The sequence below is a fragment of the Roseibium sp. genome (genome assembly GCF_965216085.1).
GTDB lineage: Bacteria > Pseudomonadota > Alphaproteobacteria > Rhizobiales > Stappiaceae > Roseibium.
The window spans coordinates 1,223,112-1,240,295 of the sequence record NZ_OZ244138.1; the positions used below are offsets into that span (position 1 = coordinate 1,223,112).

The 17,184-nt window shown below is 54.0% G+C and carries 15 protein-coding genes; 7 read left to right on the top strand and 8 right to left on the bottom strand.

All coding sequences use genetic code 11. The features are described 5' to 3' along the window. The first annotated feature begins 5 nt into the window (after positions 1-5). On the top strand, positions 6-902 hold the full coding sequence (locus tag ACOOFE_RS05620) for an HAD-IIA family hydrolase (protein WP_420415547.1): 897 nt from the start codon (positions 6-8) through the stop codon (positions 900-902). Between the two features lie 783 nt (positions 903-1,685). Here the strand turns inward: ACOOFE_RS05620 and ACOOFE_RS05625 are convergent. From ACOOFE_RS05625 to ACOOFE_RS05645, 5 genes are read right to left on the bottom strand one after another with little or no spacing between them, the layout of a single operon-like run. After that, on the bottom strand, positions 1,686-2,981 hold the full coding sequence (locus tag ACOOFE_RS05625; RefSeq protein ID WP_420414054.1) for a TRAP transporter large permease: 1,296 nt from the start codon (positions 2,979-2,981) through the stop codon (positions 1,686-1,688). Further along, the gene (locus tag ACOOFE_RS05630; RefSeq protein ID WP_420414055.1) at positions 2,978-3,541 is read right to left on the bottom strand and encodes a TRAP transporter small permease subunit; all 564 of its coding nucleotides are present in this window, start codon (positions 3,539-3,541) and stop codon (positions 2,978-2,980) included. Before ACOOFE_RS05630 ends, ACOOFE_RS05625 begins: the two co-directional genes overlap by 4 nt. 54 nt (positions 3,542-3,595) lie before the next feature. Beyond that, positions 3,596-4,591 carry a TRAP transporter substrate-binding protein DctP gene (gene dctP, locus ACOOFE_RS05635; protein WP_420414056.1) on the bottom strand — a complete coding sequence of 332 codons (996 nt, stop codon included), beginning with the start codon at positions 4,589-4,591 and terminating at the stop codon, positions 3,596-3,598. A gap of 43 nt (positions 4,592-4,634) precedes the next feature. After that, entirely contained in the window at positions 4,635-5,288 is a 654-nt protein-coding gene (locus ACOOFE_RS05640) for a GntR family transcriptional regulator (protein ID WP_420414057.1), read from the bottom strand. Then, a complete protein-coding gene (locus ACOOFE_RS05645; RefSeq protein ID WP_420414058.1) occupies positions 5,285-6,154 on the bottom strand; it encodes a dihydrodipicolinate synthase family protein in 870 nt (289 codons plus the stop codon). Before ACOOFE_RS05645 ends, ACOOFE_RS05640 begins: the two co-directional genes overlap by 4 nt. A gap of 87 nt (positions 6,155-6,241) precedes the next feature. Here ACOOFE_RS05645 and ACOOFE_RS05650 point away from each other — a divergent pair, with 87 nt between their 5' ends. From ACOOFE_RS05650 to rbsK, 4 genes are all read left to right on the top strand, one after another. Beyond that, positions 6,242-7,120, top strand: a complete 879-nt coding sequence (locus ACOOFE_RS05650) for a carbohydrate kinase family protein (protein ID WP_420414059.1) — start codon at positions 6,242-6,244, stop codon at positions 7,118-7,120. Positions 7,121-7,856: 736 nt separating this feature from the next. Continuing rightward, positions 7,857-8,867, top strand: coding sequence for a LacI family DNA-binding transcriptional regulator (locus tag ACOOFE_RS05655; RefSeq protein ID WP_420414060.1), 1,011 nt, complete (start codon positions 7,857-7,859; stop codon positions 8,865-8,867). Positions 8,868-8,909: 42 nt separating this feature from the next. Continuing rightward, on the top strand, positions 8,910-9,371 hold the full coding sequence (locus ACOOFE_RS05660) for an RbsD/FucU family protein (protein WP_420414061.1): 462 nt from the start codon (positions 8,910-8,912) through the stop codon (positions 9,369-9,371). Further along, complete coding sequence (rbsK, locus tag ACOOFE_RS05665) at positions 9,368-10,288, top strand: ribokinase (protein WP_420414062.1); 921 nt, start codon at positions 9,368-9,370, stop codon at positions 10,286-10,288. Before ACOOFE_RS05660 ends, rbsK begins: the two co-directional genes overlap by 4 nt. 90 nt (positions 10,289-10,378) lie before the next feature. On the opposite strand, the gene ACOOFE_RS05670 is transcribed toward rbsK, so the two are convergent. The 3 genes from ACOOFE_RS05670 to ACOOFE_RS05680 all read right to left on the bottom strand — a co-directional run bounded on the left by ACOOFE_RS05670 (position 10,379) and on the right by ACOOFE_RS05680 (position 14,188). Further along, entirely contained in the window at positions 10,379-11,290 is a 912-nt protein-coding gene (locus ACOOFE_RS05670; protein ID WP_420414063.1) for a carbohydrate ABC transporter permease, read from the bottom strand. Further along, positions 11,290-12,408: a carbohydrate ABC transporter permease gene (locus ACOOFE_RS05675; RefSeq protein WP_420414064.1), complete on the bottom strand. Its 1,119-nt coding sequence runs from the start codon at positions 12,406-12,408 to the stop codon at positions 11,290-11,292. The genes ACOOFE_RS05670 and ACOOFE_RS05675 overlap by 1 nt, the downstream gene beginning before the upstream one ends. A gap of 106 nt (positions 12,409-12,514) precedes the next feature. Beyond that, positions 12,515-14,188 (bottom strand): sugar ABC transporter substrate-binding protein, encoded by a 1,674-nt coding sequence (locus tag ACOOFE_RS05680; protein WP_420414065.1) that lies wholly within the window; start codon positions 14,186-14,188, stop codon positions 12,515-12,517. A 179-nt stretch (positions 14,189-14,367) separates the two neighbouring features. On the opposite strand from ACOOFE_RS05680, the gene ACOOFE_RS05685 reads away from it, so the two are divergent. Together ACOOFE_RS05685 and ACOOFE_RS05690 are read left to right on the top strand one after the other, a co-directional pair. Continuing rightward, positions 14,368-15,435 (top strand): ABC transporter ATP-binding protein, encoded by a 1,068-nt coding sequence (locus tag ACOOFE_RS05685; protein ID WP_420414066.1) that lies wholly within the window; start codon positions 14,368-14,370, stop codon positions 15,433-15,435. 40 nt (positions 15,436-15,475) lie between these two features. Next, positions 15,476-17,086 (top strand): FGGY-family carbohydrate kinase, encoded by a 1,611-nt coding sequence (locus tag ACOOFE_RS05690; RefSeq protein ID WP_420414067.1) that lies wholly within the window; start codon positions 15,476-15,478, stop codon positions 17,084-17,086. Positions 17,087-17,184 lie beyond the last annotated feature (98 nt).

Here is a 17,184-nt window from a genome sequence, read left to right on the forward strand (position 1 = left end):
CCGACATGACATTGGAAGAAGCGTTCGCGGCCTATGAGGCCGCGCGCCCACGTTTGCCTGAAGCGCAAGAGCGCGGGCTTGCCACCCGGTGCTGCAACCTCGATGACATTGCAGATCAGTTCGATGTCTTTCTGCTCGACGCCTTTGGGGTGCTGAATATCGGCGAACACGCTATTCCAGGCGTTCCAGAGCGGGTTGCCGGTCTGCAAGCCAAGGGAAAGCGCATTTTTGTTGTGACAAATGCCGCTGGGTATTCAAATGCGACCTTGCTGGCAAAGTATGCCCGCCTTGGATACGATTTCGCCCCGGAAAATGTCATTTCAAGCAGAATGACCCTGCTGCACGCTTTGACCAGCGAGCCGAAACGGCATTGGGGCGCCATGCTGTCCAAAGCTGCAGGTCTCACCGATCTCGAAAACATTGATCTCACGCGCTTGGAAGAAGACCGCTCTGCTTATGCCAAAGCGGAAGGCTTCTTGTGCCTTGGGGCGGCAGAGTGGACCGAAGAACGGCAAGCTTTGCTGGAAGAGGCGTTGCTTGAGCATCCAAGGCCGGTTCTGGTCGCCAATCCGGACATTGTGGCGCCGCGCGAAAACGGGTTTTCGACAGAGCCTGGCAGCTATGCGCACCGGCTGGCAGACAAAACCGGTGTCGCACCGCGATTTTACGGCAAACCCTTCGCCAATATCTATGATCTGGTGTTCGAGCGCCTGGGCGGTGATGGAGACCGGAGCCGGGTCGTTATGGTTGGCGACAGTCTTCACACCGATATTCTGGGGGCGCAAACGGCAGGAGTTTCGTCCGCTCTGATATCGAGTTATGGGTTTTTTGCAGGAACTCCGGTTTCTGGACTGATTGCACAATCGGGTATTCGGCCAGACTACATTCTTGACCGACCGTGATCTTGTATTGGGAGAGGGACTCGAACTCTCGTCATCCGAATTACAACTCCAATGCTTAGCTTCCGAAGTTCATCGTTAAAAGCTGCTTTCGGCTTGCCTTCTGCATTTACAAATCCAGTGCCATTCAAGATCTTATAGAGAACGCGGTCTGAAATGTTCGATGGGTTTTTGACATTGAGGATGTCATTCGGAAAAAACAAATCTCGAACACCGATTGCGGGCTCAATGTTATGATCTGCGTGATTGCGGTATGAGCGCAAAGTTACACGCTCCAACTCATCATGTTCACAGCGTTTGATCCAGGCTTTTCTGGCGTCACTGATTGTTTTGTTGTTTGTCATTCTGTTCGTCCAAGTCTTAGACGAACAATTGTTTAGGACGGCGGAAGACTGTGTCGGGTATTTTCCAGTTCGAAGATGGAAAATGAAGATGCATTCTCAATGCCGGATGGAAGTCCTAGAAAATCATCTCTATCGCTTGCGAAATGCCTTCTGGGTCCACAAGGGTCTCGGGGTCAATCCCCGGAAATTAGGTCAACAATAATGGCCGCAATTGCCCTCAAGCTATCGTTGATACAAGCGGCTGCGAGCGATCATAATGTGTCACCACTTTGGACATTCGGTGCTTCTTGCCTTGGTTTCTAAGACTGTCATTCCCACTGAGTTTTGTTGCGCTGATCACAATGGATATCTCATCTGAAACGCTTATGTCTCCCTAAGACCGATTACAGCCTTAAGGAACGAGTGCAGATCCGCGTTTGATCTTCGCAGGATTGGCTGAACTTTAGTTGATATACCCAAATGCTCGTGGCAACCAAAGCACCAGTTCTGGAAATAGGATGAGGGCAGATAGCGCTGCCAGCAGCACCGCCAGAAACAACCAGATTTCGCTGATGATTTCATTCAGAGGGATGCGTGTGACGGCATTGATGACAAACAGAAGGATACCGTAAGGGGGCGTAATCAGCCCGATCATGCAGTTCACAACCGCCACGACGCCAAAATGGACCAGATCGATGCCAAGTTCACGGCAAGTGGGTATGAACAAGGGGATGATGACTAGAATAATTGTTGTGGCATCCAATACGCATCCCAGAAGCAGGATCAAAAGATTGACCAGGACAAGGAAGGCCAGTGGGTGGATATCAAGTCCAACCAGCTGCGCCGCCATCAACGACGGAATGTTTTCCGAAGCAACAATGTAGTTCAGGATCAACGCGCCGCCGATCACAATACCCACCGCTGCCGAGGAGCGGGCGCTCTCCACCAGGATTTCGTAAAGCGTTCCAAGCGACAGGGCCCGGTAGAACAGTCCCGCCAGGAGAAGCGCATAAAAGGCGGCAACCGCGGCAGCTTCGGTCGGAGTGGTGACACCGCCATAAATGCCATAAAGAAGGATGGCGGGCATCAATAACGCGGGGAAGGCGTTGACGGTTAGCCGGGGCAATTCAGTTAAGGGAACCGCAGCTTCCAGGGCGAAATTCCTGCGATGCGAGACCCAGGTGTTGAGGCCCATCAGCACCGCTCCCATCAGCAAGCCCGGAACAATCCCGCCGAGAAACAGGTAGCCAATCGAGGTGTTGGAAACGAGTGCATAAAGCACCATGGGAATCGAAGGCGGAATGATTGGACCGATGGTGGCGGACGCAGCTGTAATAGCAGCTGCATAGCCCCGCGTGTAATGACCGCTCTTGGTCATCATCTCAATAATGATTTTGCCGATCCCAGCAGCGTCGGCCACGGCGGACCCGGACATTCCGGAGAAGATCAATGACGCCACGATGTTTACATGGCCCAATCCGCCGCGGAATCGGCCAACCAGGGCCACGCAAAACTGCAGAAGCCGATCGCTGATCGTACCGGCATTCATGATATTGGCCGCAACGATAAACAAAGGAACGGCGAGCAGAACGAAGCTTGAATAAAGCCCGTCCATCAACACCTTTCCGGTGAGGCCAATGTCTTGTCCAGCGGCAAACAGATACAAAAGTGAAGAGATCAGGATGGCATAGGCAATGGGCGCGCCGATACCTGCCAGCAGAAACAGCGTTCCGAGGCACAGAAGGAATTCAAAGCTCATTTGCTTTGCCTCGCGCCACTTTGGTCTGGCAGGTCAGGCGCTCCATAGCGGAATGCGCGCCAAACGGACCAGAAATAGCGGGCCGACACAACAACGAGAAACAGAATGTAGATGGCAAAAAGGTCACGCATCCGGACCCAGTCGCCAAACAACGAAGACAATGTGGCCGTTTTCTTGAGCCTGAGGATGTAGAATTTGGACCAGGTGGGTTCAATTGAAACGGCAAGGCCAATGGCAATACACAAGCCGGAGACGATAAGGAATACCCGCCGCAGCTGTGGGTTAGCCCGGCTGTAGAAAATGTCAAAACGTACATGGTCGCTCTCGCGGACCACGAAGGCATTGCCCCAAAACACAAGCCATAGCCACAAGACAAGACAAAGCTCCAGGGTCCAACCAAACAACGTCGGTTCCAGGAAAGGAAAATAGTCCGGCAGCCACTCCAGACGTGCCGAATAACGGATGAAAATCTGTAAAACGAAGGTCAGGAACATGACGGCCATCATTGCCGCCGCGACTGCCTGTGCAGAGTGCTTCAGGCCTGCTGCAATCTGTTTCATATTTGCTGATCACCAATTCGGGCAAGGGCGGAAATCACCCTTGCCCTGCACAGGTTACTTGCCCAATGCGTTGATCTTGTCGAGCACACCCTCCGGCCACGACGCCGCGAACTCGGAGCCAACATATTGAGATTGTACGTGTTCACGGAAAGCTTTCAGGTCCGGTTCGTAGATCGCCAAGCCCTTTTCTTCCAGGAACGACACCAGTTCAGCTTCTTTTTGAAGCTGGGCCTTTCGGCCGCTTTCAGCCGCGGTTTCGGCAGCAGCCTTTACTGTCGCTTGCTGATCTGCACTGAGATTGTCCCAGACAGCTTTTGAGAAGGCTACATAGTTCAAATCAACCAAATGCGATGTCAATGCTATTTGGTTGGTAACTTCAAAGAACTTGGCGTCGACCACGGTTGGCAGCGGGTTGTCTTGTCCATCAACAGAACCGGTTTGCAAAGCGGTATAGACTTCCGTGAAAGCCATCGGGGTTGGGTTGGCGCCCAGAGCTTTTCCAAGGAATTGCCAAGCGTCTGTGCCTGGCATACGTAGGTTTACACCAGCCAGATCCGCGGGGGTTGTTACCGTCAATTCATCCTTGGATTGCCGTAGATTCACGTGGCGGCGGCCCAGATACATCACCGCAAGTAGTTTGATGCCCAGCTCGTCTTCGACTGTTTTTTTGAACGGATCCATCAGAGCATCATTGAATACACGCACCTGATGTTCGGCATCCTGATGCACATAGCCAGTCGCAAAGATTGAGAATTCAGGGAAGTATTGAGCCAGTTCCTGGGCGGAAGCGATCGACATTTCCAGATCACCTGAAGCGATGGCTTCAAGTTCCGAATTCTGCTTGATCAGCGACGCGTTGTAGTGAGGTTCGTATGTTGCGAAGTCCGCAACCGCTGGAGCAAACACGTCCGCCAAGGCTAGGGAGCGCTGGTCGGTTTCTGATGCCGGGGTCGACATACGCAACGTCACCATATCGCCAGCCAGGGCAGGTGCAGCAATTGCTATGGTTGCGAGGGCGGCCAAGCCCTTCCGAATAAATGATGTTTTCATATTACTTCCTCCTCTATTATTGCGGCGTGCCCCGCATTCTTCGTCAGACCCCAAGGGCTCGGCGTTTTGCGCTGTCCACATGGGCATGGACAGCTTCAACCGTTTTTTCCACGTCGCGCTTCTCAAGTGCTTTGATAATCTCTAGATGTTCGGCCAATACGGATTCAACCAATTCTGGCAACATACGGGTGTCGGAGTTTCTAATCAGGCGTATTTTGATCGCATTTACCCGGTAAATGTCGGATATGATCCGATTCCCGACGGAATCGATTACAAAATCATGAAATGCCCAGTCCATGTGTTGCGCACGCGATAGCAATTCCGGTGTGACACCACGTTCCGCTTCGCTCAATGTCGTGCGATGTTCGTTGGCGATCCGGGTGATATCGGCATCGGGCGCATTTTTGCAAAATTCTGCAAATGCCTCACTCTCGATGATCCTGCGCAATTGAAACGCATTGCGGATCAGTTCAAGATCGATATTGAGCACTTGAAGGCCTCGTTTGGGTACAGTTCGGATCAAGCCATCCGCTTCCAGCCGAGGGATCATTTCGCGTATTGCGCCCAAGGGCATTCCGGTCAGTTCGACAAGTTCCCGCTGGGACACGATTTGGCCAGGCTGGATGTCGCGCGAAAGGAGCTTTTCGGTGAAACTGGAGTAAGCGTCGTCTCTGAGGCGTCGATCTGTGTTCTTCATGCTGCGACACCTTTGCCTTCCAACGCCAGGATTTGAGATTTCTGTTCTGCCGATAACTGCGTTAGCGGCGCTCGCAGGTTTTCCCAGATCGGGTCATGTAGTGCATTGGCCAAAAGAACTTTGAGGGTAGGGATCACAGGCTGGGCTACGATGCGGTCGACTGTGCGCGATAGCATCGTGTCTTCGGTGGCGGAGTCGACGATTTTGCAAAGCCTTTCAGGATACAGATTGGCGACGCCTGCGATTGAGCCGACACATCCCAGGGGAATGGCTTTATGCAGCAAGCGCTCATCGCCAATCAGCACCGGCAATAACTTGCTGTCCAGCAATCGCACAGCGTTTGTCCAATCTCCGGAACTGTCTTTGATGGCGATTATCTGGTCGGGATAAGCTTCCTTCAGACGCCTGGTCAGGGACGGCGAGATGCCGACACCGGTCACCTGAGGGATATTGTAGAGAATGATCCCGGCTTGGGAATTGCATAAGGCCAAGAGCTCAGCAAACCACTGAAACACACCGTCTTCATCGGCATTGCCGAAGTAGCAAGGCGGCGGGACCAAAAAGCGTGTGATCCCGGCACGCAGACCTTCGTCAATCTGAGCGGCAGCATCCGCTACTGCTGAGCCATATACACCCAAGACGATCTGGCTGCCCGACAAACCGGTTTCGAGCAATGCATGGATCCCCGCTTCACGCTCGGGTGCGGCTATCGAAGCACCTTCGCCCGTCGTGCCGAACAACGTTACGCCTGAGGCGCCCCTGTCTACAACCGCAGCAGCGTGGCGCGCCAACCGGTTCCCATCAATGGAGCCATCTGCTGCAAATGGAGTCAACAGAGCCGTTAATATGCCGAAACGTGTCATCATATCCCTTGGATTATTAGCTCCATAATACATAACATTTTAGACTTGTATAGGCTAACATGTTACATGTGAATATGAGAGGAGCCTGGTATGCCGACTGTTGTTTGTGCCGGATTGATAACGCTGGATGTGATCTATGATCTGGGCAGTTATCCGGAAGAGGGCAGCAAGGTAAGAGCAGGGTCTGCTCGACTGTCACCAGGTGGCGGTGCGATGATTGCAGCAACGGCGGTGGCGCGATTGGGAGGAATCGCGCGGCTTGCCGGGGCTGTAGGTGACGACCTGTTTGGCCAGTTCCTTCGTGATCAGATGATTGTACGGGGCATCGATGACGCACTCGTCCAAACCGTAAACGGTGTGGCGACAGCCAGTTCCGCTGTGATCGTCACAGCAGATGGTGAACGCACTATCGTTAATCAAAGGTCAGACCAATTGGTCGATGCGAGGCTGGCCATCGATTTTCCTGATTGTGACATTGTTCTTGCAGACACGAGGTGCCGTCATCTCGCTAAAGACCTGTTTGAAGTGGCACAAACCCAAGGCAAACCAACGGTTCTGGACGGCGAAGCCCCAGTTCCACAGGATCTTTTACCGTTTGTCAGCCACCTTGCACTTTCTGAGCAGGGTTTGGCCGATTTCAATGGCCAATCCCTTGCTGAGATCGCAGACCAAATCAAATGCTGGGCATGTGTTACGCGCGGCTCAGGTCCGGTGGAGGTTCATGATGCCAGTTTATGTGTCCCTCCAAAGGTTGTCCCGCTGGATACTCTGGGGGCGGGCGACGTCTGGCACGGAGCCTTTTCCTTTGCTTTGGCCGACGGATTTGACGAGCTGGACGCGGTTATATTTGCCAATTCGGCAGCGGCACTGTTTGTCTCGTGTGTCGGAGAGGAGCGTTTTCCGACCTACAAAGAAGTTTCCGAAAAGCTCGAAACAGACTTGTCAGCACTATTGAGAACGCGTGGGTAAGGTGCGGGAGTTGCTGTCAGATTCTGTGTTAACATTAGGGTGACGAAACCCGGCAGACTGCGTTTATCTTCGTTGGAATCATTTGTACGTCGCGCAACGTATGTCTGATTTTCGATTAAATCAGACGTTTTGGAGCTGTGGCCTGAACAGCAGATAGATGATCAGATGGTGTGAGCGTTTGAAAGGTGTTTTCCATAGCTGCCCTTCATGCTTTCGATCATGCACTATTCAGGCGGTTTTCAAGCTGTAGATTGAAGACGCAAACGCTGGGCCTGCTCTATTTGTTCGCAATGTGCCTGCCGGAGAGTTCAGATAACTGCGCGTTGCTTTCTTGTCCGAGCTTATAAATGCCGCGCCAGACCCTCAGTCGTCCATCTGCACCGAACGTGCGCGGGCGACCTCGTTGGCTTCCTGCTAGGCGAGTTCTGGTTTTAAGGCGCGTTAATACCAGCAGGCCATCGTCGCCGAATGCCGGGGCTTCACGATGTGATGAGTTGCAGGACTTGAATCAATAAGCTGCGTGTGATTGTGGGTTGAAGTGGCTATCAGGAGATCAGCTGCAATCGAGTGAGAATTTGCGTTCAAAATGAAACGTTTCATATTGACAGGGCATCCGGGTTTGATCACTGTTGAAAAAGTCTCTTAGGGGCGGATGCCTTGGTAATTTTATTGGAGAAACAAAGGTCTACTAATTGATGGAACCAATCCCGGAACAAAAAAACTGGACCATCCCGCTTTGGCGAAAGATTTAAAAAAAACACCCACGATCAAGGATGTAGCGACCCATGCTGGGGTCTCGATCGGAACGGTCTCACGCGTTTTATCAAAGGAACCAGCGGTCAAAGCGCACTTAAAAGAAAAAGTCGATGCCGCCGTTGCCGCCCTCGGCTACCGGCCGAATTTCGCCGCGCGTGCGCTACGCAAAAATCATATCGACGTTGTCGGTTTCGTTCTGCCGGACATCACCAATCCATTTTTCTCCCAGCTGGCGAAAAGCATCGAGAGCGAAGCAAGCGCGCGCAACCACACGGTGATGCTGGCCTGTTCTTATAATGACCCGGCAATTGAGCAGACCCACATCCGGGCCCTTCTGGACAGATCGGTTCGGGGCATCGTGGTCATTGCTGCGTCCGATGAGGCCGAAAACTCCTTGGAAATCGACGTTCCGGTCATATCGCTTGACCGCCAATATGCAAAATACCCGCTGATCTCCACCAATCACATTCAGGGCGCTGCGCTTGTTGCTGATCATTTGGTGGAGCTTGGGCATCGCCGCTTCGCTTATATTGCCGGCCCGTTGAACACCGAGGTTGGCAGGGCGCGCCAAGTGGGGTTTGTCCAGCACCTGCGCCAGCTAACAGATGATACAGATCCTGCAGATCTGATCATTCGGCCAGGACAATTCGATTATGAATCCGGCGAGAAAATCACGCTGGAGCTCCTTGATGTGCCAGAAAAAGCCCGCCCCACCGCAATTGTGGCAGCAAGTGATCAGCAGGCGATCGGCGCTTTGCGCGCGGCCCGGGATCTGGGATTGAATGTTCCCAATGATTTGTCGGTAACAGGGTTTGATGACATCGTTCTGGCCGAATTGGTGGCGCCGCGGCTGACAACTGTCCGCCAGCCAACCTCTGAGCTTGCCAAGCGGGCTATCGAGGCGATTTTTGCAAAAACTGCCCCAGATGAAAACATCACAATCGATGGAAAACTCATTCGGAGAACGTCGACTGGCCCGGCACCAAACTAACTGTTTGAACAAACAAAAACTGAATTAGGACGAGGGGGATCTATGCTCAAAGGAATTCACCCGGCGCTGAATGCGGATGTTTTGAAGGCGCTCCGTAACATGGGACACGGTGATACATTGGTTGTCTCCGACGGCAATTTTCCATCTGATTCAATTGCCCGCCAGAGCCGCATCGGCAAATTGCTAACAATGGAAAACATGAGCGCGCCGGATGCCATCAAAGCAATCCTGTCGGTCTTTCCATTGGATACCCCACTGCAGCCCTCTGTCGGCCGGATGGAAGTAATCGGGAAACCGGATGAGATTCCGGAACTTCAGGCGGAAGTGCAAACCATTGTCGATGCCAGCGAAGGCCAGCCGGCGCCAATGTATGCTGTGGAGCGGATGGCGTTTTATGAAGAAGCCAAAAAGGCCTACTGTGTCATCGCGACCGGCGAGACGCGGTTTTACGGCTGCTTTCTGCTGACCAAAGGGGTTATTCCCGCTGAGGACCTGGCGGTATGACCCAAAAAAGCGGCATTACCGTCCTCGGGATCTTTGTGGCAGATACAGCTTATTATGCTGATCGGCTGCCCAAGATTGCCGAAACCATCATGGGGTCGGACTTTACATTGGGGCCAGGGGGCAAAGGCTCCAACCAGTCTGTGGCCGCCGCGCGAGCTGGCGCTGAGGTGAATTTCATATCCCGGCTCGGCAAAGACGCCTTTGGTGAACTGGCCTTGTCGACGTATGCCGCAGCTGGTGTCACGCCAAAGATTATACGGATGGACGATCAACCGACTGGGGCTGCCTTTATTTTTGTCAATGAAAACAACGGCGACAATGCTATAATTGTCGTTGCCGGGGCTGCTGGAAAAATCACAACTGCAGATGTGGAAGCCAACCGGGACATCATCGAAAGTTCAGCCGTGTTTGTGACACAGCTGGAACAACCGGTCGAAGCGGCCCGGCTTGGTTTGCAGATCGCGCGGGAGGCCGGGGTTAAAACGATTTTCAATCCAGCGCCGGCCCTTGAGTTTCCGGATGACTTGTTCGGCCTATGCGACTACATCGCCCCAAATGAAGTCGAAGCTGCGGAAATTGTCGGCTTTCCGATTAACAGTCCGCAAGACGCCCAGCGGGCGGGTGATGTTTTGCTGGAAAAAGGGGCTAAGGCTGCGCTGATCACGCTTGGTGAAGATGGCGCGCTCTATCACACGTCTCAAACATCGGAACTTGTTCCGGCGGTCAAAGCTGGAACCGTAATTGATACGACCGGCGCAGGTGATGCTTTTATCGGCGGATTTGCATCGGCTCTTTCCCGCGATATGGACCCGTTGGATGCCGTGCGGTTTGGCTGTGCGACGGCAGGAATTGCCGTCACACGCCGCGGCACCGCACCAGCCATGCCAACTTTGGCAGAGATTGAAGCGTATTTGTAAGAAACCGGGGCTAAGGTTAGCCCCGGTTAATACCGCAATTTCCTGGTGTGCAGTTTTCCAGAAGTTCTGAGTGAAAGCAGCGACAGCTGCCTATTTGACCGCGCCTGCAGTCATTCCGGCGATGATGTGTTTTTCCAATAGGATACCAACGATCACCAGCGGGATTATCCCCGCGGCCGATAGCGCTGCCATCGACCACCAATTGATGCCCTGACTGCCGGTCTGGCTGGCGATCATCACCGGCAAGGTGTTGGCATTGGTCGACGTCAAAAGAGCGGCAAAGAAGTATTCGTTCCAGCACAGCACCAAGGCCAGAATGAAAGCTGCGACCATGCCCGGCAAAACCAGCGGAACAATGATCCTGGTGAAGGCGCCCCAGATCGACAGGCCATCTACCAGTGCAGCTTCTTCCAGTTCGACCGGTACGGTTGCGAACTGATCGCGCATAATCCAGATCACAATCGGGAGCACCATGAGGGTATAGACCGCGATCATGCCTAAGTGGCTGTCCAGAAGGTTCAGCTCTTTGTAAAGGACCAGAAACGGCAGGGCCAAAACCACCGGCGGCAGGATCAGTTGGGACAAGAAGAAAAACGAGATATCGGAGTTCTTCATGAAACCGAAACGGTAGGAAAACCGGCTTAGACCATAGGCGGCCAACGATCCGAGAATAACCGCAAGTGCTGACGCGGAAACAGAAATCAGCGTGCTGTTCCAGAACCGGCGCATGAATTCTTCGCGCACAGTCGACGTCTCGAAGATCGTGTCTGGCGACAGGCCAAGGGACCTCCAGCCCAGCCACTTCGGTGTGAACTCAAGCCAGGGCAGCATGTTGCCGCGCATAACATCGGCGGCCGTTTTGAACGATGTCGTCAATGTCCAGAAAATCGGGAAGAGACAGACGACAGCCCAAAAGATCAGAAGGCCGTAGATAACAAAGCGCATCGACCACCAGCGCAGCCGCTGCTTCCGGTCAAATCGATCCATATCGATGGCGGCCATCACAGTCTCCCAGTTGTCCGCCGCACCAGACGGTCAGAAAGTTTCAGCAAAAGTGTCATCGCCACCACGATGATCACCAGATAAACGATTGCCAGGAGTGTGCCGTAGCCGACGTTGGAACGGTCGCGGTATTCCCGAAAAATGAAACTGGTCACGGAGTCTGTTGCACCGCCTGGTCCGCCGGCGGTGACGGTTATGATGATATCGGCCAGTTTGAGCTTGAAGATGATGCGGATCATCACGGCGGTGATGGAGACCGGTAACATAAGCGGGAAAGTCACCTGCCAGAATTTTTGCCAGGGTGTCGCGCCATCGACTTCAGCGGCTTCCAGCACTTCCCTTGGCATGGCCTGAAGGCCAGCCAGGATCATGATCATCATGAAAGGGATGAACGTCCAGGCATCCATGATCATGATGGACAGCTTGGCGATTTCCGGAGAGCCAAAAAACGATGGCTGTTCCCAGCCCAGCCACCTTGCGAATCGGGCGACCGGGCCAAAACGGGTCTCCAGCATGGATTTTCCGACCATCCAGCTCAGCGCAACAGGGGACAGCATCAAGGGGATCAGGAAGGTCACCCGCCAGAATTTCCGTGCAACGATATTCTGGTTCAACAAGAGGGCAAGGCCGAACGCGATCGCATACTCAACGGCGATTGCGAGGGTGAAAATCACCATGTTGTAGAGGGCGTTCCAGTAGAACGGGTCCTGGGTCATCTGCCAGAAATTATCGAGCCCGTTGAATTTCCGCCCGGTCAAAGACGCCAGGTTCCAATCGGAAAAGGCAATCCAGAGCGCAAACACAAGCGGAAAGACAACCATGGAAATGACAAAGAGTGCCGCCGGCAGAACGAAGAGGGATTTTTTACCCTCTTCGCCATGAATGACCACACGGGTCACGCAGAGCGTGACGGCCCAAAGAAAATAGGCATAAAGAACAGGCCGCCAGTTTGCGAAACCCCAGCTTGTCAGTCCGGACGCATGAAGCGCTTGCAAGGACGCCAGAGCAACCAGGAGAAGACCACTGATCCAAAGGGCAATGTGGCCGGTCCGCTTTCTCGTTGGTGTGATGTTGTCCACGCTTACCGTGTGAAGCAGATCAACGTCAGCTGCGCTCATCTTGAAACGACCTGTCTAGTTTTTGCAGCTTCTTAAAAAGCCAGAAAGAGAAAATGACGGGGCGGACCTGGGTAATAGTCCGCCCCGTCGATCAGTTCGAGATCAATCAAACACCAAGGCTGGCTTTATAGAGCTTGATCTGGCTCTCGCGCCCGATCTGATCGGTGATCTTTTCCCATGCGGCGGCAATGGCATCCGCCCCTTCTTGAGCTGAGGCGTATTTGCCCGCGTAGATTTTCGCCAATTCGTCTTCCGCTACTGAATAGTATTGGAAGATCCCTGGAATGCGCGGTTCGATTGCCGCATTCGGGTGGTTGTAGGAATCGGCTTCGGACGCAAGGTAGTCCTCAATGAACGCCTCATCGTAACCTGCACCCACCCATTCGGCGATGTTGAAATGGGACTGCCGGTACGGCTGGAACCCGGACGGGTAAGCAGAACACCACAAGGAAATGTCCTTACCGCCGAGATGCGCGGCAGCAGACCAGGCCGCTTTTTTCTTTTTCTCATCACCGTCAACGCGGGCCATGACGTAAACACCCCAGCCGAGGTAGGCCATATTCGGCGAGTGGTTCGGTCCTGAGGCCAGTGTCTCCCATTTGCCTTCCTTGTGATTCCAGACATCGTCGGACCCCGGCAGGATTGAGAACCCGGTAACTTCGCCGACAACAGAGGTGTCCGACGTCTTGGCGCTGGAGCCGATATCGCCCCACCAGGACAACATCGATCCGGTTCCTGCCAGGAACTGCTGGAACCCTGTGACGCCCGGATCGGCATTGAGCTGATCGGTCGGCTGGCTCGGCATGGCATCTAGAACATCCTGAATGGCGCGCACCCAAGCTTCGTTGTTGACCCGAGGCTTCATGGTGTCGGCATCAAAGAGCCATGCCGGATCATTTGGATGTTTGGCATAAGCTGTCGCGCGGGACGCCAGGAAGTAGAAACCGAAGCCGCCCCAACCTTTCAGCGGATCCAGATATCCATGGGCAGGCAGGCCGCTTAAGGGATCGGTCTTGCCATTGAGGAACTTTGTGACTTCCTGAACTTTCTGCCAGGTGGTGGGCACGGCCCATTCGCCCTCGTGCCCGGCGGCTTTCCAAGCCTGTGCGAACTCTTCGTTTGCAAAATAGTCTTTGCGATAATTGAAGTTGTGGCAATCGCCGTCAATGGAGACGCGGTAGGTCTTGCCGCCCCAGGTGCCGACCGGTGCACTCAAATAGCCGACATAATCGTCCATTTCGATCTGGTCTTTGACCCAGTCCGGCATTTCCGAAGCCAGTCCTTTGCCGCAGACATCGCCTTCGAACGGAGCGCCCATCTCGACAATGTCGAAGTCCACGGTGCCGGTGGCGATGGCTTGCTGAAGACGAGCATTGTAATCGGCCTGCGCCAGATCAACCCATTTGATTTTTGCGCCCGTATAAGCTTCCCAAGGCTTCAGGAAGCCGCGGAACAGGAAGTTGTGCAGGTTCTGGTTGTTGAGGCCCATAAAGGTCAGTTCAACACCTTCAAATTCCCCTTCAGCCACATTGGCTTTGGTGGCTTCCAGGCACAGCGCACCGACCTTCTGCCAATCCGAATCCGTCGGAGACCCGTTGCCAACTCCCGGAATTTTCAGAATTTGTTCCCGGACACTGTCACTCGCCGCAAAGGCAGCGTTTGGCAAGCCACCTGCGAGCGTCGACAGGCCAGCCAGTGCTGCAAGGCTTGCGGATCCGCGAAGTATATCGCGGCGACTCGCCTGCCTTTTTACAATGCTATTATAGATTTCTACTTTCATCGGTTTCCTCCCAAAATTAGGTCAAATCCCTTTTCAAAAAGATATGCCTGGCGTCCGACCATACACCATGCTACCAAATATGAAACGTTTCATTTTTTTGTCAATCGCCATTTTTTCTTCTTTGGGATCTAATGGCTAAGCGAAAAACAACGACAATAGAAAGAGTTACAGGGCGGAAAATGGCTGGGGTAATAATTTCAGAAGTGCGGAAGTCCTACGGCCAGGTTGAAGTCATGCATGGCGTCAACGTGGACATCGCTGATGGTGAGTTTGTTGTTCTGGTCGGACCGTCCGGTTGCGGAAAATCCACCTTGCTGCGCATGACTGCCGGGCTTGAAAGTATTACCGGCGGCACGATCCAGATCGGCGACAAAGTGGTCAACAACATCCCGCCAAAAGACCGTGATATTGCCATGGTCTTTCAGAGTTACGCTCTTTACCCGCACAAAACTGTCGCCGAAAACATGGTGTTTGCTCTGAAGCTGCAAAAGCAGCCGGCAGACGTCATCAAAACGCGCCTGCAAAACGCCACCGAGATCCTCGACCTGCAACCTTACCTAGATCGCTACCCGCGCCAGCTGTCAGGCGGACAACGTCAACGTGTGGCGATGGGCCGGGCGATTGTCCGGGATCCGCAAGTTTTTCTGTTCGACGAGCCGCTGTCCAACCTGGATGCCAAACTGCGCGTTCAAATGCGCAAGGAGATCAAGGAGCTTCATCAACGGCTGAAAACCACCACCTTGTTCGTCACCCACGATCAGGTAGAAGCCATGACTATGGCAGACAAAATCGTGGTCATGCAATCGGGTTGGGTGGAGCAAATAGGGACGCCCCTTGAGCTCTACGACAATCCGCAAAATACCTTTGTCGCGACCTTTATCGGCTCGCCTTCGATGAACCTGATCAAGGGGACATACAGCGGGTCGAAAAACGCGTTCGTCGGTCTGGATGGCACCGAGCAGCCCCTGCCGCTCAGCCCGGCCGCCGAAGATGGCCAACCCATCTTGTTGGGGATCCGGCCGGAGCATCTGACGCTCAGCGATAAAGGATTGGAGGCAACCATTTCTGTTGTGGAGCCGACTGGGTCAGAAACGATGGTCTTCCTTCGCCACGGCAATGAGGAAATCGTAGCTGTCTTCCATGAGCGGCAGGACTTTGCTCCGGGTCAAACGATCCATCTGTCACCGCGGGCGGAGACAATTCACTTGTTTGATCAGCAAACAGGCGAGCGTCTGGCTGAGGAATAAAAGTCAAGGGCGCGCGGCATTGGAAACACGGGAGGGCAGCATGAACTATGTCATTGGTGTTGATGTCGGAACTGCAAGCGCCCGCGCCGGGGTTTTTGATGAGCAAGGTGTTCTTTTAGGAACTGCTAAATCCGACATCGAAATATTCTTCGGGGATGGCGGGATTGTCGAACAGTCCAGCAGAGGCATCTGGGACGCTGTTTGTCAGGCCACGCGAGCCGCCATTGAACAGTCCGGTGTGCGAAAAGAAAACATCGTCGGAATTGGCTTTGATGCGACTTGCTCCCTTGCCGTGGTGCAGGCTGACGGTTCTCCCCTGGCAGTCAGCTCTTCCGGCAATCCCGACAGGAACGTGATCGTCTGGATGGACCACAGGGCTGTTGGCCAAGCGGCCCGTATCAATGATCTTCAACATGAAGTCTTGAAATATGTAGGCGGCCGGATTTCACCGGAAATGCAGACGCCCAAACTTCTTTGGCTGAAGGAAAATATGCCGGAGACATTCGCGCAAGCCGGTCATTTTTTCGATTTTGCCGACTACCTGACATGGAGAGCCTCTGGAAGCCTTGCGCGGTCCATGTGCACCTTGACCTGCAAGTGGACGTATCTCGGTCACGAAAAGCGCTGGGATGCCAGTTATTTCCAAGCCACCGGCCTAGAGGAATTTGTCGAAGAAGAGTTCTGCAGGATCGGAACAGAGGTGGCAGAGCCCGGAGCGCCGCTTGCCAATGGGGTGTGTAAGGATAGCGCGTTGGAGCTCGGTCTTTGCCCCGGAACAGCTGTTGCCACCGGCTTGATCGACGCCCATGCAGGCGGTGTTGGAACCGTGGGGGGCTTTGCGCCGGCGTATTCCCCAGAAAACACAATGGCATATGTGTTTGGCACATCATCCTGCACGATGACGTCGACAGCGCAGCCAGTCTTTGTGCCGGGTGTCTGGGGCCCTTATTATTCGGCGATGGTGCCTGGGTTGTGGCTCAATGAAGGCGGTCAATCGGCAGCAGGGGCTGCCATTGACCGGCTGATCGCCCTGCACCCCGCATTTTCCGAAGCCAAAGGCCATGCCACAGCAGCCGGATCTTCCGTTCCAGCTTGGCTTGCCGAACAGGCCCAAAAGCAATCAGCCGACTTGTCGGGCACGGTTATGCTTGCTGGCAGGTTGCATGTGGTGCCGGAATTTCTCGGAAACCGGGCGCCCTTCGCTGATCCGGAAGCCCGAGCGGTGATCGCTGGTTTGGGGATGGACAATGATATCAATAGTCTGATTGCGCTTTATGTCGCCGGAATTTGCAGCCTGGGCTACGGGTTGCGGCAGATCCTCGAAACTCAAGCAGCCCAAGGAACAGAGACACGTGCAATTGTAATCAGCGGTGGCGCCGGCCGCAGTCCGCTCATCCGGCAATTGCTGGCGGATGCGACCCGAACGCCTATTCTCACCACGTCGTGCGAGGAACCCGTACTCTTAGGCTCAGCGATCTTGGGAGCCGTTGCCGCCCGTCAACATAACGATGTCGCTTCTGCCATGACCGCCATGTCGGATCGTGGTGCCGTCTATTATCCGGCAGGGGACGATATCCTGAAACTGCATGAAAAACGCTTCACGGCCTACAAGCATTTGCAGACGACAGCCCGGGACATTGCTGCTCTATGACCAGCGTTACTTGAGAGGACCAGCGTTAGTGTTCGCGCAGAACCGGGGTGGGTGATGGCGCACATTCTGTTTGTGTGCGTCACGTCCGGAAGGTCTAA